The sequence below is a fragment of the Streptomyces sp. NPDC020898 genome, assembly GCF_044333925.1.
GTDB lineage: Bacteria > Actinomycetota > Actinomycetes > Streptomycetales > Streptomycetaceae > Streptomyces.
Genome location: NZ_JBIRRV010000006.1, coordinates 255,274 through 270,577 on the forward strand (window position 1 = coordinate 255,274; position 15,304 = coordinate 270,577).

The following is a 15,304-nucleotide window of genomic DNA, read 5'->3' on the forward strand; positions in this document are numbered from 1 at the left end:
CGGGAACTCCCGTCGGTGGAGCGGTGGTTGACGTCTCAGTCGGACAAGTCGGTGGAGTCGAGGAAGTCGCCGACGATCTGGAGGTACAGCTCCTCCTCCTCGACGTGTGGCATATGGCTGGAGTGCTCGAACATGTGCCAGCGCACGTCGGGGATGAGATCGGCGAAGGGCCGCAGCGTGTCGGGCGTCGCCTCGTCGTGGCGGCCGGACACCAGCAGGGTCGGCACGTCGATCAGATGGAGCCGGTCGACGACCGACCAGTCCTTCATGGTCCCGACGACATGGAACTCGTTCGGCCCGTTCATCGTGTGGTAGACGGTCGGGTCGGCCGCGATGTTGTCCCAGGTGGCCTGCACCTCGGCGGGCACCGGGACCGTACGGCACACATGGCGCTCGTAGAAGACCTGCTCGGCGGCCTGGTAGTCGGGGTGGTCGGTGGTCCCGGCCGCCTCGTGGGCGAGCAGGGTCTCCTGGACCTCGGGCGGGAGCGCGGAACGCAGTTCGGCGGCACCGGCGAGCCAGAGCTCCATGGAGGCGGGGGAGTTGGCGATGACCAGGCCCCGCAGCCCGGACGGGCGGCTCACGGCGTGCTCGGCGGCGAGCATCCCGCCCCATGACTGGCCGAGCAGGTGGTAGGCGTCGGCGATGCCCAACTGCCGGAGCAGATTGTCGAGTTCGTCGAGAAAGAGCTGGACGGTCCAGAAGTCGGCGCCCTCGTCGGGCAGATGGGTGGACCGCCCGATGCCGAGTTGGTCGTAGTGCACCACGGGCCGGCCCTGCTGGACGATGCCCGCGATGCGGAGCGTGTAGTCGTGACCGGCGCCGGGGCCGCCGTGCAGGACCACCAGCGGTGTCCGGCCGGATTCGCCGGGTTCGCCGGTGATCCGGTACCAGGTGGACCAGCCGTTGAAGTCGATGGTCCCGGTGTGGTTCGGTTCGGGAATCGGCACTGAAGAGCCTCCGGGGGCAGGCAAAATCGAGCCAGTCCGTGTCTTGAATGGGGTGGGTGCAGGTGGATGGCTGACATACTGTTTGGGTAAATGCTCAGTCCACAAGACCTTTTAAGACCTTTTAGCGGTGGCCCGGCAGAAGTAACTGCGCGTTCACGCGCCCGGAACCCGCGACCGACCGGGGAGGACCGCTGACCGTCGCATCGGAGTCACCAGAACCGACCGAGTCACCACAACCGCCTGAGCCGCGAGAGCGGTCGGAGCGGTCAGGTGCCACGGACGAGTTCTCCCGGGTGCTCGACCGTGCCCTGTCCGGCGGCGCCCCCTCGCCCGAACTGCGCCCGGTGCGCGTGGCCTCGGCGGTCGACGAGGTCTCCGACCGGCTGCTCACCGCGATCGCCGTCGGCGACTTCCTGCCGGGGGAACGGCTGCCGGTCGAGCGCGAGCTGATCCAGCTGCTGCGGGTGAGCCGCCCCACGGTGCGCGAGGCGGTCGGCCGGCTCCAGGCGGTCGGCGTCATCGAGATCCGCCGGGGCCGCAACGGCGGAGCCTACGTACGGGACAGCTGGACCGAGTCCTCCGGCGCCGCCGTCCGGCGCACGCTGGTGCCCCGCTGGGAGGAGTTCGAGCAACTCTTCGACCTGCGCGGGCTGGTGGAGGGCATGGTGGCTGCGACGGCCGCCCGGCGCCGACGCCCCGAGGACCTCGTACCCATGCGCGACGCCCTGACCGCCTACCTGTCCGCGAGCGACCCGCGCGAGGCTCAGGCCGCCGACAGCGCCTTCCACCGCAGCGTCTGCGACGCCACCCACAACCCGCAGATCACCAAGCTCAGCCGCGACCTGCTGGCCCGCGCCAGCCTCGGCTTCCCGGTCGAACCCTGGGGCAAAGGCGAACGCACCCACTTCCACCAGGGCGGCGAGGACCACAAGGCTCTCTACGAGGCGGTCGCCGCCGGCGAGCCCGAGCGCGCGGAGGAAATCGCCCGCCACCACTTCACGATCAGCGCGGACATGATCCGCGACGTACTGGAGAGAGTCAGAAACGCCGGCCAGTCATGACAATCGGCCCCCGAGCCGCAGGTGCGGGTCCCGGGGGCCGATCGGTGAGCCTGTTGAACGAGGGGCGCCATTAAGGGGCGCGGGCAACTGCGCGACCAGCCCCCACCGGGCCCGCGGCCAACGAACCGCCCACCCGGCCGAGCGCTAGCTCAGCGTCGCCAGCGTCTCGTTCCAGGTCGCGGACGGACGCATGACCGTCTTCGCCTTCTCGACGTCCGGCTGGTAGTACCCACCGATGTCGGCAGGCTTACCCTGCACAGCGATCAGCTCAGCGACAATCGTCTCCGCGTTAGCGGTCAGCGCCTCGGCGAGCGGGGCGAACGACTTCGCCAGATCCGCGTCCTCGCTCTGGCCCGCCAGCTCCTGCGCCCAGTACAGGGACAGGAAGAAGTGGCTGCCCCGGTTGTCGATACCGCCGACGCGACGGGTCGGCGACTTGTCCTCGTTGAGGAAGGTCGCCGTCGCCCGGTCGAGCGTGTCGGCGAGAACCTGCGCACGCGCGTTACCGGTGGTCGTCGCGAGGTGCTCGAAGCTGGCCGCCAGCGCGAAGAACTCACCCAGGCTGTCCCAGCGCAGGTAGTTCTCCTTGACGAGCTGCTGGACGTGCTTCGGGGCGGAGCCGCCGGCGCCCGTCTCGAACAGCCCGCCGCCCGCCATCAGCGGGACGACCGACAGCATCTTGGCGCTGGTGCCCAGCTCCAGGATCGGGAACAGGTCGGTCAGGTAGTCACGCAGCACGTTGCCGGTGACGGAGATCGTGTCCTCACCGCGGCGGATGCGCTCCACCGACAGCTTCGTCGCCTCGACCGGGTTGAGGATCCGGATGTCCAGGCCCTCGGTGTCGTGCTCCGGCAGATACGCCTCGACCTTGGCGATCAGGTTGGCGTCGTGCGCGCGGGTCTCGTCCAGCCAGAACACCGCCGGGTTGCCGGTGGCGCGGGCGCGGGTGACGGCCAGCTTCACCCAGTCCTTGATCGGGGCGTCCTTGGTCTGGCAGGCGCGGAAGATGTCACCGGCCGAGACGGTCTGCTCGATCACCACGTTGCCGGCCTGGTCGACGAGGCGGACCGTGCCGGTGGTCTGGATCTCGAAGGTCTTGTCGTGGCTGCCGTACTCCTCGGCCTTCTGCGCCATGAGGCCGACGTTCGGAACAGAGCCCATGGTCGACGGGTCGTAGGCGCCGTTCGCGCGGCAGTCGTCGATGGCGACCTGGTAGACACCGGCGTACGAGGAGTCCGGGAGCACCGCGAGGGTGTCGCCCTCCTGGCCGTCCGGGCCCCACATGTGGCCGGAGGTGCGGATCATGGCCGGCATCGAGGCGTCGACGATGACGTCCGACGGGACGTGCAGGTTGGTGATGCCCTTGTCGGAGTCGACCATGGCGAGTGCCGGGCCCTCGGCCAGCTCGGCGTCGAAGGACGCCTTGATCGCGGAGCCCTCGGGCAGCGACTCCAGGCCCTTGTAGATGCCGCCGAGACCGTCGTTCGGGGACAGGCCGGCCGCGGCGAGCGTCTGGCCGTACTGCGCGAACGTCTTCGGGAAGAAGGCGCGCACGACGTGACCGAAGATGATCGGGTCCGAGACCTTCATCATCGTGGCCTTGAGGTGCACGGAGAACAGCACACCCTCGGCCTTCGCGCGGGCGATCTGCGCGGTGAGGAACTCGCGCAGCGGCGCGACGTGCAGGACGGAGGCGTCGACGACCTCGTCCTTGAGGACCGGTACGGACTCACGCAGGACGGTGGTCGTGCCGTCGTCGCCCACGAGTTCGATGCGCAGGGCGTCGTCCTGGGCGATGACCGCGGACTTCTCGGTGGAGCGGAAGTCGTCCACGCCCATGGTCGCGACGTTGGTCTTGGACTCGGGGGTCCAGGCGCCCATGCGGTGCGGGTGGGTCTTGGCGTAGTTCTTCACCGAGGCGGGGGCACGGCGGTCGGAGTTGCCCTCGCGCAGCACCGGGTTCACGGCGGAACCCTTGATCTTGTCGTAGCGGGCGCGGATGTCGCGCTCCTCGTCCGACTTCGGGTCGTCCGGGTAGTCGGGCAGCGCATAGCCCTGGCCCTGAAGCTCGACCACGGCGGCCTTGAGCTGCGGGATCGACGCCGACACGTTCGGCAGCTTGATGATGTTCGCCTCGGGCGTCTTCGCCAGCTCACCCAGTTCGGCGAGGGCGTCCGCGATGCGCTGGCCCTCCTCCAGGTACTCCGGGAAGACGGCGATGATGCGGCCGGCCAGCGAGATGTCCCGGGTCTCGACGTTCACCCCGGCCTGCGAGGCGTACGCCTGGATGACGGGCAGGAACGAGTGGGTCGCCAGGGCGGGCGCCTCGTCAGTGTGCGTGTAAATGATGGTCGAGTCAGTCACCGGTGCTCCGCTCCACGTCTGCAACATTGCTCGACATCAAGATATCTCGTGATCGGGTCTCACTCGACAGAGGGCGGCACCGAACGCGATCGCACTCTGATCGGGCCTCCGTGCAACCGATTCGGCCGATCTTGTGGTCTAGCGGGTAGACCACACACCCGATCCGGCTGGCCGGACCTGACCTCCCGGCTGCCCGAGCGAAGGCGAACGATGAGATATCGCACCAGACTGACGGCCCCCGCGGCTGCCCTGCTCGGCACGGCCGCGGTGACGGCCCTGGCCCCCTCGGCCCACGCGGCGGCCAAGGCGACCTCGAAGGCGGCCTCGGGGGACGCCGCCCCGGGCGCGGAGACGCTCGGTGACCCCGTCTACCCGAGCCTGGGGAACGACGGCTACCGCGTCTCCGCCTACCACCTCGACCTCGCGTACGACGCCACGACCAAGCTGGTCGACGGCACGGCGACCCTGCGGATCCGCACCACCCAGGCCCTCACCCGTCTCTCCCTCGACGCCCTCGGCCTGGACATCCGCTCCGTCCGCGTCGGCGGCCGTACGGCGACGTACGAGCAGGTGGACGAGAAGCTGCGGATCACGCCGGCCCGGACGCTCCGGGGGGACACCTGGACGACGATCTGCGTCGAGTACGGCGCCGACCCGCGCCGCGTCCTGACCCACACCGCCTGGGTGGCCACCCCCGACGGCTTCGCCGTGTGCCCGCAGCCCAACTCGGCGCACACCGTCTTCCCGTGCAACGACCACCCGGTCGACAAGGCCGACTTCACGTTCCGGATCACCGTCCCGAACGCGCTGCGCGGAGTCGCCAGCGGCACCCTCGTCCGTACGGAGCGCCTGGGCGGCGACCGGACCGCGTACACCTACCGCTCGCGCTCACCGATCGCCACCGAGATCGTGCAGATCACCGTCGGCGAGTATGTGATCAAGGACCGGCAGGGGCCGCACGGGCTGCCGCTGCGGGACGTCGTCCCGGTCGCGCGCGCCGAGGCTCTCGAACCGGCGCTGGCGCTCACCCCGAACCTCGTGGCGTGGGTCGAACAGCGGCTCGGCGCCTACCCGTTCGAGACGTACGGTCTGCTGCCGTGCAACTCGGACGCCCCGGACGCCTTCGACTTCACGGGCCTGGAGACCCAGACCCTCACCCTCTACAAGCCGAACTATCTCCTCCAGGAGGAGAAGAGGATCGGCTCGCACATGATGCACGAGCTGGTCCACTCCTACTTCGGCAACAGCGTCAGCCCCGCGACCTGGGCGGACCTCTGGATCAACGAGGGCCACGCCGACTTCTACGGACTGCTCTACCGCTACGAGCGCGGCTGGGCCGACTCCATCGGTCTGACCACCATGGAAGCCCGGATGAAGAACACCTACGCGCTCGGCGACCAGTGGCGCCGGGACTCCGGCCCGGTCGCGTCGCCCAACGAGGCCAACCTCTTCGACGGCCAGCGCTATCTGGGCGGCGTCCTCGTCCTCTACGCGCTGCGGCAGCTCGTCGGCGAGGACGTCTTCGGCACGATCGAGCGCACCTTCCTCGACCGCTACCGCAACGCCTCGGCGGCGACCGAGGACTACATCTCGGTCGCCTCCGAGGTCTCCGGCCAGGATCTGTCCGGTTTCCTGCGGGACTGGCTGTACGGCACGACGACACCGCGGATGCCCGGTCACCCGGACTGGACGGTCACTCCGGTGCGTACGGCACGGGTCGCGCCGCAGAACCGCACGGCCGGCCACCACGACAACTCCGCCACCCTGTGAGTCCCGCCCGCTGAGAGGCGAGTCTCACTTGTCGAGCAGGGTGGACGCCGGTCCGCCCTGCTCGGCGAACTCCATCAGCGGGTCGCCACCGGTGCGCTGCTGCGGAATGACCATCGCCCCCTGCTGCAACGCCACCGTCCGGGCGGGCGCCGGAATGCGGATGCCCTCCTCGCGGTAGCGCCGGTGCAGGCGCTTGATGAACTCGTGCTTGATCCGGTACTGGTCGCTGAACTCGCCCACACCCAGGATCACCGTGAAGCCGATCCTGGAGTCGCCGAAGGTGTGGAAGCGGACCAGCGGCTCGTGCTCAGGGACGGCGCCGGCGGTCTCCGTCATCACCTCGGCGACGACCTCGCAGGTGACCCGCTCGACGTGGTCCAGATCGCTGTCGTACGCCACCCCGGCCTGGACCAGGATCGTCAGCATCTGCTCGGGGCGGTTGAAGTTGGTCATGTTCGTCCCGGCGAGTTGCCCGTTCGGGATGATGACCAGGTTGTTGGAGAGCTGGCGGATCGTGGTCTGGCGCCAGTTGATGTCGACGACGTACCCCTCCTCGCCGCTGCTCAGCTTGATGTAGTCGCCGGGCTGGACGGTCTTCGAGGCGAGGATGTGGATGCCCGCGAAGAGGTTGGCGAGCGTGTCCTGGAGCGCGAGCGCGACGGCCAGACCGCCGACACCCAGGGCAGTGAGCATCGGCGCTATGGAGACACCCAGCGTCTGCAGCACGACCAGGAAACCCAGGGCCAGGATGACGACCCTGATGATGTTGACGAAGATCGTCGCCGATCCGGCGACCGCCGACCGGGACTGGGTGACCGTACGCACCAGCGTGGCGACCACTCTCGCGATCGTCAGCGTCGTGACGCCGATCAGCACCACGGTCAGTGTCTGGTTCACGTTGTGCCCGACGGTCTGCGTCAGCGGCAGCGCCGCCGCGGCGGCCGCCACGCCACCGGTGAACGCCGACCACGGCACCACCGTACGCACGGCGTCCACGATGACGTCGTCCCCGCTCCAGCGGGTGCGGTCCGCATGTCTGCCCAGCCAGCGCAGCAGCATGCGCAGCAGAAAGGCCGCCAGCAGGCCGACGGCGAGGGCGATGCCCGCGACGACCAGATCGTCCACGGTGAGGTCTCGCTTCACCGGTCACCTCCGAGGAGAAGCTCCGCGGCGCTCGGCGCCACCGACGGCCGGATGTGAAGTCTCGTCACTTGCCACCTGTTCGAAAAGTCTTGAATGTACGATCACGCCCGGACGTCAGTACGAAGTCCGGCGCGACCGCTCATCCTGCCGTATCCGGCCGACCGTTCGTCACCGAGCAGCGGTGAACCCGCCATTGATGGTCTCAGGCCGGGAGTGCCTCGCAGAAGTCCGCGTGGTGGATCTCCCATGCCGGAAAGGGGTCCTCGTACGCCATGTGTGCCGGGTTCGCTGCGCCTGCGGCCAGTTCGTCCTCCGTCAACAGGCAGCGTGACAGCGCCAGTCGCAGCGACTGACGGCGCAGATCGGTCCCGATGAACGCCAACTCCTGTCCCTCTACGGGAGATTCGTCACCCATGGCCATCGGCTCGAAGCGGGCCACCGAACCCGCCTGCGACCACAGGCCCGTGGTACCGGGGCGGGAGGCAAGGGTGAAGAAGCCCTTGGAACGCAGCACTTGGCCGAAGTCGCCCGCATCGAGCGGGCCGGTGAGAAGGTCCCAGAGCCGGCCGGGGTGGAAGGGGCGCGGGTCGCGCAGGACGAGCGAGGAGATGCCGTACTCCTCGGTCTCCGGGACGTGGTCGCCGTTCAACTCGGCGACCCAGCCCGGCGCTTGCTCGGCCTTCTCCAGGTCGAAGAGGCCCGTGCCCAGGAGTTCGGCCGGATCGATGGTGCCGCGGACCGTACGGTGCACGCGGGCGGCCGGGTTGAGGCGCCGCAGGGTCGCCTCCAGCCGGTCGGCCGTGTCCTCGGGGACCAGGTCGGTCTTGTTGAGGAGGATGACGTCGGCGAATTCGATCTGGTCGATGAGCAGATCGCTCACGGTGCGCTCGTCGCCCTCGACCGGGGTGATCCCGCGCTCCAGCAGGTCGTCTCCGCGCCCCAGTTCCGGCAGGAAGTTCACCGCGTCCACGACCGTGACCATCGTGTCGAGGCGGGAGATGTCCATCAGGCTCGCACCGTCGTCGCGGGCGAAGGCGAAGGTGGCCGCGACCGGCATGGGTTCGGAGATTCCGCTCGACTCGATGAGCAGGTAGTCGAAGCGGCCGGCGCGGGCCAGCTTCTCGACCTCCTCCAGGAGGTCGTCCCGGAGGGTGCAGCAGATGCAGCCGTTGGTCATCTCGACCAGCCGCTCCTCCGTGCGGGACAGCGTGCTGCCCTCCCGGACGAGGGACGCGTCGATGTTGATCTCGCTCATGTCGTTCACGATGACCGCGACCCGCAGGCCCTGACGGTTGCCGAGGAGGTGGTTCAGCAGGGTCGTCTTCCCGGCGCCGAGGAAGCCGGAGAGCACGGTCACGGGCAGGCGGGTGTCGGCGGGCAGGAGGGTGCCGGCGGAAGCGGTGGGCATGGTCCCGCACGCTAGCTTATTGGAAACGATTTTCACAAGCGGGCGTCCGGGGCCCGGGGAGCGGTGCCCGTCAGATCACCTTGAGCCGCACCAGCGCCCCCAGCGTCAACGCCCCCGGCAGCAGCGGCGCCCAGACGGTGATGATCCGGAACGCGAGCACCACCGCCGTGGCGACGGCCACCGGCCCGCCCGCCGCGACCAGGGCCAGGATCAGCGCCGCCTCGACGGAGCCGATACCGCCGGGCGTGGGGATCAGCGCGACGGCGACCGTCGCCGCCAGGTACGCCACCGCCATGTGCGCGGGCGGCACCGGCAGCCCCAACGCCTGCCCCACCGCGGCGAGTCCGGCCGCCTGGAGCGCCGGGAACGCCAGCGCGCCGCCCCACAGCGCCAGCGCCCTGGCCGGTCGCATGTGCACGGAACGGGCCTCGCCGAGCGCCGTGCGCAGGAAGGAGAGGGCGGCCGTGCGCAGCCGTCGTACACACACCAGCGCGCCCGCCGCCACCGACAGCGCCGCGCAGATGCCGATGAGCAGCGGGCCGATTGCCGTGTCGGGGGCGAGAGTTCCGAGTCGCAGGGCGTGCGGGAACGTGATCAGCAGCGCGGCCAGCAGCCCCAGCCGGCCGATGGTCTCCGCCAGCAGATACAGGGCGAGCGCCGCCGAGGAACGGGCGAGCGGCAGGCCGCACACCGTCATGAACCGCAGATTGACCGCGCTCGCGCCGAGCCCCGTCGGCAGCAGGTGGTTGGCCGCGCCCGCCGCGAACTGGGTGGCGAGCAGCCGCAGTCCGGGCAGCCTTTCGACGACGGCACCCTGACGGGTGACAGCCGCGGCCACCCAGGTCAGACAGGTCGCGCCGGCCGCGGCCAGCAGCCAGGGCCACTTGGCCGTCGCGAGATGGCCGAAGCCCTCCGCGAGCACATGCCGGTGGTGCACCGCGACCACGGCGACGAGGAGGAGCGGGAGCAGACACAGGACCTGTCGCACCGGCACGCGTCGGCGCCGGGCCGGGGGAGGGAGAACCACTGTCACACCCGGAGACGTTCTCCCCACCGAACCAACGTCGGGTTGCGGGCGCACGCCCACCGGCTGACGTGCGGGGCAACGCCAGGCGAGTGACGGCAGGCGGGTGACAGCAGGCGGAGGCGCAGCACCCACTCCCGCCCCTGTCACCTTGACCTCAAGTTTGCTTGAGGTCCTACGGTGACGGTCATGAGCATGGAGACCACAGCCTGGACGCAGTTGCAGAGCGTCATGACCGCCCATCAGGAGCGGCGCCCCTTTGCCCGCGCGACCCTGCGCCCTATCGCGGATTTCGCCCGCCCTCATCGCCGCCGCATCACGCGCTTCGTCGGCCTGAGTGTGCTGACCGCGCTGCTCGCCGTCGCGACACCCGTCCTCGCGGGACGCGTCGTCGACACGATCGTGTCGGGTGGCGACGAGGGCACGGTCGTACGACTCGCCCTGCTCATCGCGCTCATCGCGGTCGCGGAGGCGGCCCTCGGGATCGTCGGCCGCTGGCTGTCGGCGACGCTCGGGGAGGGGCTCATCCTCGATCTGCGGACGGCTGTGTTCGACCACGTGCAGCGGATGCCGGTCGCCTTCTTCACCCGCACCCGTACGGGAGCACTGGTCTCCCGTCTCAACAACGACGTCATCGGCGCGCAGCGCGCGTTCAGCAACACCCTGTCCGGCGTGGTGAGCAACCTGGTCACGCTGGTGCTCACGCTCGTCGTGATGCTCACCCTGTCCTGGCAGATCACCCTGCTCGCGCTGGTGCTGCTGCCGGTGTTCGTCGTCCCCGCCCGGCGGATGGGCAGCCGCATGGCCCGCCTCCAGCGCGAGGCCGCCGACCTCAACGCGTCGATGGGCACCCGGATGACCGAGCGCTTCTCGGCCCCCGGCGCCACCCTCGTCAAGCTCTTCGGGCGCCCCGAGGACGAGTCCGCCCAGTTCGCGGCCCGCGCCGGCCGGGTACGCGACATCGGCGTACGGACGGCCCTCGCACAGTCGGCGTTCATCACCGCCCTGACGCTCGTCTCGGCCCTGGCTCTCGCCCTGGTGTACGGGCTCGGCGGCTGGTACGCGCTGCGCGGCACCCTGGAGCCGGGGGCGGTCGTCGCCCTCGCCCTGCTCCTGACCCGCCTGTACGCGCCGCTCACGGCGCTCGCTGGGGCGCGCGTCGAGGTGATGAGCGCCCTGGTGAGCTTCGAGCGCGTCTTCGAGGTGCTCGACCTGAAGCCCCTCATCGCGGAGAAACCGGACGCCCGCGAGGTCCCCGAGGGCCCGGTCGCGGTGGAGTTCGACAACGTCCGCTTCGCCTACCCCGCCGCCGACCGCGTCTCCCTGGCCTCCCTGGAGGAGGTGGCCGCCCTGGACACCAGGGGCGGCACCGACGTCCTGCACGGCGTCAGTTTCCGCGCCGAACCTGGCCAGACCATCGCCCTCGTCGGCTCCTCCGGCGCCGGAAAGTCGACCATCGGACAACTCCTGCCCCGCCTGTACGACACCGACGAGGGCGCCGTACGCATCGGCGGCGTCGACGTCCGTGATCTGAGTGCCGAGTCCCTGCGCGGCACCCTCGGCATGGTCACCCAGGACGGCCACCTCTTCCACGAATCGGTGCGCGCCAACCTTGCGCTGGCCCGCCCCACGGCAACGGACGACGAGCTGTGGGAGGCGTTGACGCGGGCCCGCCTCGACGACCTGGTCCGCGCCCTGCCCGACGGCCTGGACACGGTGGTCGGCGAACGCGGCTACCGCCTCTCCGGCGGCGAACGCCAGCGCATGACCATCGCCCGGCTGCTGCTGGCCCGCCAGCGCGTCGTCATCCTCGACGAGGCGACGGCCCACCTGGACAACACCTCGGAGGCGGCGGTCCAGGAGGCACTCGCGGAGGCCCTGGCGGACCGCACCGCCGTGGTCATCGCCCACCGCCTGTCCACGGTCCGCACCGCCGACCTGATCCTCGTGATCGAGGCCGGCCGGATCATCGAACGCGGGACGCACGAGCAACTCCTCGCACTGGACGGCCGGTACGCGGAGCTGTACCGGACCCAGTTCGCGCAACGGCCCGGGGAGAAGGCAGAAGTGACGGAGGCCGCATAGGCACGGGGGCAGGTGCCGCCGTACCCTGGCGGGCGTCGGCGCGTACCCGCACACCGGGACGCGACCCTCTTCACCACAGGAGCACCTGTCCATGCTGCGAACCATGTTCAAATCCAAGATCCACCGCGCCACCGTCACCCAGGCCGACCTGCACTACGTCGGCTCCGTGACTATCGACGCCGATCTCCTCGACGCCGCCGACCTGCTGCCCGGCGAGCTCGTGCACATCGTCGACATCAGCAACGGGGCCCGGCTGGAGACGTACGTCATCGAGGGTGAGCGGGGGTCCGGGGTCGTCGGGATCAACGGGGCGGCGGCGCACCTCGTGCATCCCGGGGATCTGGTGATCATCATCAGTTACGCTCAGGTGACCGACGCCGAGGCGCGGGCGCTGCGGCCGACCGTGGTGCACGTGGACCACGGCAACCGCGTCGTGGCGCTGGGCGCCGACCCGGGCGAGCCGGTGCCGGGCTCGGACCAGCGGCGCAGCCCCGGGGCCGTCACGGTCTGACCGTCCGGCGAGCCGACGATTCGACGAGGAGTGTCCATGAGCGACATCGAGATCCGCGACGACCGGACGGCGGGCCGCCTGGAGGCTGTGGCGGCGGGGGAAGTCGTGGGCCGCATCGAGTACTTCGTGCTGGCTGCGCGTGGACGCGCGCTGGTCCCGGTCCACACGATCGTCGAGCCCGCGCACGAGGGAAAGGGAATCGCAGGCTCGCTGGCCCGCGAGCTGTACCTCATGGCCGCCCGCGAGGGCATCGTCGTGGCACCCCTCTGCCCGTACGTCGTGAAGTGGGCCGAGCGGCACCCCGCCGAGGCCCCGGCTGCGGACCCTGACCTTCTCCGCGCCGCCAATGAGTGGCTCGCGGCGAACTCCGACCGCTTCTGACGCCCGACAAGGGGACCCTCCTCACCATGCTCGCCCTGCTGCACACCTCACCCGTGCACGTCCCGGTGTTCGACGCCCTGCGCGACGAGGAGCACCAGGGCCTGGAACTCGCCCACTTCGTCGACGAGGACCTGCTGACCAGGGCCCGCGCCGAAGGACCCGACGCCGTCGCCGGTGACGTACGGGCCGTCCTGGCACAGGCGGTCGCCGACGGCGCGGTTGCCGTGCTCTGTACCTGCTCCTCCATCGGCGGTGTCGCGGAGGCGGCTGCCGAGGAGGCCGGGGTGCCCGTGCTGCGGGTCGACCGTCCGATGGCTGCCGCGGCGGTGGCAGCCGGCCCGAGGGTGGTCGTCGTCGCGACCTCGGAGAGCACGTTCGGGCCCACGGTGGCCCTCGTCGAGGAGGAGGCGCGGCGCGCCGGGCTCCCCGCCGACGTACGGAAGCTGTTCGTGGACGGCGCCTGGGCCCTGTTCCAGGCGGGCGACACGGAGGGCTACGTCCGGGCGGTGGCGGACGCGGTGGACTCGGTCCCCGGGGACGACGCCGACGCGATCGTCCTCGCTCAGGCCTCCATGACCCCGGCGCAGCTGCTGACGACCACCGCGGTACCGGTGCTGTCCAGTCCCCGGCCGGGACTGGCGGCGGGCGCGGCGGCGGCCCGGGACGCCGTGGCCGGGTGACCCGGTCGGTCCCGCGCTGTAGTGCGGGGGAGTGAGTGGGGGTGCGTGGGCCGGGTACGCGGGGGAGGAGTCCAGAGCCGACGCACCGAGTGGCTGGAGGACACCGTGACCCACCCGGACCCGTACCCCAACCCCGATCCGCACCCGGTACCACCGGGCCCCACCCCCGGCCCCTTCCCGGACCCGACCCCGACTCCGCCGGGCCCCGACCCGGAGCCGACGCCCGGCCCGGTACCGGGCCCACCCCCTCCGCCCCCCGACCCCGTACCGCAGCCCCCGGGCCCCGAACCGACCCCGGCCCCCGAACCGGGCCCACCCCTGTCCTGAACGCCAGATGGGCGGCCGGGAACCCGACCGCCCACCAATTCACGCCGGGTGCGCAACCGCGCCCTTCAGGGGCGCGGGGAACTGCGCGACAAGCCCCCACCGGGCCGCGGCCAAAGAACCGCCAACCCCCAGAGAGACCCTCAGCCCGTCACCTCGGACCGGTCCCCGCCCCACAGCGTGTGGAACGACCCCTCCCGGTCCGTACGCCGGTACGTGTGCGCACCGAAGAAGTCCCGCTGCCCCTGAGTAAGCGCCGCAGGCAACCGCTCCGCACGCAGCGCGTCGTAGTACGCGAGGGCGGCGGCGAAGCCCGGCGTCGGGACACCCTGGCGGGTCGCCGCGACCAGCACCTCGCGCCAGTCGTCCTGCGCCGCCGCGATCTCCTGCGCGAACGTGTCGTCGGACAGCAGGCTCGGCAGGTCGGCCCGCGTGTCGTACGCGGCGCGGATGCGGTCCAGGAAGGCCGCGCGGATGATGCAGCCGCCGCGCCAGAGGGCGGAGACGGCGCCGAGGTCGATGTCCCAGTCGTACTCCTCACGGGCAGCCGAGATCTCGTGGAAGCCCTGGGTGTACGACACGATCTTCGACGCGTACAGCGCCTGCTCGACGCGGTCGGCGAAGGCCGCCGCCTCCGTCTCGCTCAGCGGGGTCGCCGTCGGGCCGGCCAGCCCGCGCGAGGCCTCGCGCAGCGCCGCGTGGCCGGACAGCGAGCGGGCGAAGACCGCCTCGGCGATGCCCGACACCGGCACGCCCAGGTCGAGGGCGATCTGGACGGTCCAGCGGCCGGTGCCCTTCTGCTCGGCCTGGTCCACCACCACGTCCACGAACGGCTTGCCCGTCGCCGCGTCCACGTGCGACAGCACCTCGGCGGTGATCTCGATCAGGTAGGAGTCGAGGCGGCCCGTGTTCCAGGTGCGGAAGATGTGGGCGATCTGTGCGGGGGAGTACCCGGCGACATCGCGCAGCAGCTGGTACGCCTCACCGATCAGCTGCATGTCGGCGTACTCGATGCCGTTGTGGACCATCTTCACGAAGTGCCCGGCGCCGTCCGGACCCACGTGCGACACGCAGGGGGAACCGTCCGCCGCCTTCGCGGAGATCTTCTCCAGCATCGGACCGAGCGAGTCGTACGACTCGACAGGGCCGCCCGGCATGATGCTCGGGCCGAGCAGCGCGCCCTCCTCGCCGCCCGAGACGCCCATCCCGACGAAGTGGATGCCCTGCTCGCGCAGGTCGCGCTCCCGGCGCCGGGTGTCCGCGAAGTGCGCGTTGCCGCCGTCGATGATCATGTCGCCGGGCTCCAGGAGCGGGGCGAACTCCTGGATCACGGCGTCGGTGGGCTCACCGGCCTTCACCATGATGACCAGGCGGCGCGGCCGTTCCAGCGCGGCCACGAACTCCTTGGCGGTGTCGGCCGCGACGAAGTCGCCTTCGGTGCCGAACTCCTCGACCAGAGCGTGCGTGCGCGCCGCCGTCCGGTTGTGCAGCGCGACCGTGTAGCCGTTGCGCGCGAAGTTGCGGGCGAGATTGCGGCCCATCACCGCGAGTCCCGTGACGCCGATCTGGGCTGAGTTGCTCATGCGGATGGCTCCTATTGGGT

General features: G+C 70.7%; 12 protein-coding genes. 6 read left to right on the forward strand and 6 right to left on the reverse strand.

Going from position 1 to position 15,304, the window contains the following annotated elements:
• Positions 1-35 precede the first annotated feature (35 nt).
• A complete protein-coding gene (locus tag ACH4TV_RS21035; RefSeq protein WP_398400171.1) occupies positions 36-950 on the reverse strand; it encodes a proline iminopeptidase-family hydrolase in 915 nt (304 codons plus the stop codon).
• 293 nt (positions 951-1,243) lie between these two features.
• Between ACH4TV_RS21035 and ACH4TV_RS21040 the strand changes: the two genes are divergently transcribed.
• Positions 1,244-2,011, forward strand: a complete 768-nt coding sequence (locus tag ACH4TV_RS21040; protein ID WP_398400173.1) for a FadR/GntR family transcriptional regulator — start codon at positions 1,244-1,246, stop codon at positions 2,009-2,011.
• Positions 2,012-2,155: 144 nt separating this feature from the next.
• Here ACH4TV_RS21040 and ACH4TV_RS21045 read toward each other — a convergent pair whose 3' ends face one another.
• Positions 2,156-4,375 (reverse strand): NADP-dependent isocitrate dehydrogenase, encoded by a 2,220-nt coding sequence (locus ACH4TV_RS21045; protein ID WP_398400175.1) that lies wholly within the window; start codon positions 4,373-4,375, stop codon positions 2,156-2,158.
• Positions 4,376-4,585: 210 nt separating this feature from the next.
• On the opposite strand from ACH4TV_RS21045, the gene ACH4TV_RS21050 reads away from it, so the two are divergent.
• The gene (locus tag ACH4TV_RS21050) at positions 4,586-6,145 is read left to right on the forward strand and encodes a M1 family metallopeptidase (RefSeq protein WP_398400177.1); all 1,560 of its coding nucleotides are present in this window, start codon (positions 4,586-4,588) and stop codon (positions 6,143-6,145) included.
• Between the two features lie 24 nt (positions 6,146-6,169).
• Here ACH4TV_RS21050 and ACH4TV_RS21055 read toward each other — a convergent pair whose 3' ends face one another.
• The 3 genes from ACH4TV_RS21055 to ACH4TV_RS21065 all read right to left on the reverse strand — a co-directional run bounded on the left by ACH4TV_RS21055 (position 6,170) and on the right by ACH4TV_RS21065 (position 9,729).
• On the reverse strand, positions 6,170-7,288 hold the full coding sequence (locus ACH4TV_RS21055; protein WP_398400179.1) for a mechanosensitive ion channel family protein: 1,119 nt from the start codon (positions 7,286-7,288) through the stop codon (positions 6,170-6,172).
• A gap of 202 nt (positions 7,289-7,490) precedes the next feature.
• On the reverse strand, positions 7,491-8,696 hold the full coding sequence (locus tag ACH4TV_RS21060) for a GTP-binding protein (RefSeq protein ID WP_398400181.1): 1,206 nt from the start codon (positions 8,694-8,696) through the stop codon (positions 7,491-7,493).
• 70 nt (positions 8,697-8,766) lie between these two features.
• Positions 8,767-9,729 carry a YbhN family protein gene (locus tag ACH4TV_RS21065; protein WP_398400184.1) on the reverse strand — a complete coding sequence of 321 codons (963 nt, stop codon included), beginning with the start codon at positions 9,727-9,729 and terminating at the stop codon, positions 8,767-8,769.
• A 186-nt stretch (positions 9,730-9,915) separates the two neighbouring features.
• On the opposite strand from ACH4TV_RS21065, the gene ACH4TV_RS21070 reads away from it, so the two are divergent.
• The 4 genes from ACH4TV_RS21070 (at position 9,916) to ACH4TV_RS21085 (ending at position 13,377) form a co-directional block, all read left to right on the forward strand.
• A complete protein-coding gene (locus tag ACH4TV_RS21070; RefSeq protein ID WP_398400730.1) occupies positions 9,916-11,805 on the forward strand; it encodes an ABC transporter ATP-binding protein in 1,890 nt (629 codons plus the stop codon).
• A gap of 91 nt (positions 11,806-11,896) precedes the next feature.
• The gene (panD, locus tag ACH4TV_RS21075; RefSeq protein WP_398400186.1) at positions 11,897-12,316 is read left to right on the forward strand and encodes an aspartate 1-decarboxylase; all 420 of its coding nucleotides are present in this window, start codon (positions 11,897-11,899) and stop codon (positions 12,314-12,316) included.
• Positions 12,317-12,352: 36 nt separating this feature from the next.
• The gene (locus tag ACH4TV_RS21080) at positions 12,353-12,697 is read left to right on the forward strand and encodes a GNAT family N-acetyltransferase (protein WP_398400188.1); all 345 of its coding nucleotides are present in this window, start codon (positions 12,353-12,355) and stop codon (positions 12,695-12,697) included.
• 26 nt (positions 12,698-12,723) lie between these two features.
• Positions 12,724-13,377 carry an aspartate/glutamate racemase family protein gene (locus tag ACH4TV_RS21085; protein WP_398400190.1) on the forward strand — a complete coding sequence of 218 codons (654 nt, stop codon included), beginning with the start codon at positions 12,724-12,726 and terminating at the stop codon, positions 13,375-13,377.
• A gap of 467 nt (positions 13,378-13,844) precedes the next feature.
• Here ACH4TV_RS21085 and gndA read toward each other — a convergent pair whose 3' ends face one another.
• Positions 13,845-15,284: an NADP-dependent phosphogluconate dehydrogenase gene (gene gndA / locus ACH4TV_RS21090; RefSeq protein WP_398400192.1), complete on the reverse strand. Its 1,440-nt coding sequence runs from the start codon at positions 15,282-15,284 to the stop codon at positions 13,845-13,847.
• Positions 15,285-15,304 lie beyond the last annotated feature (20 nt).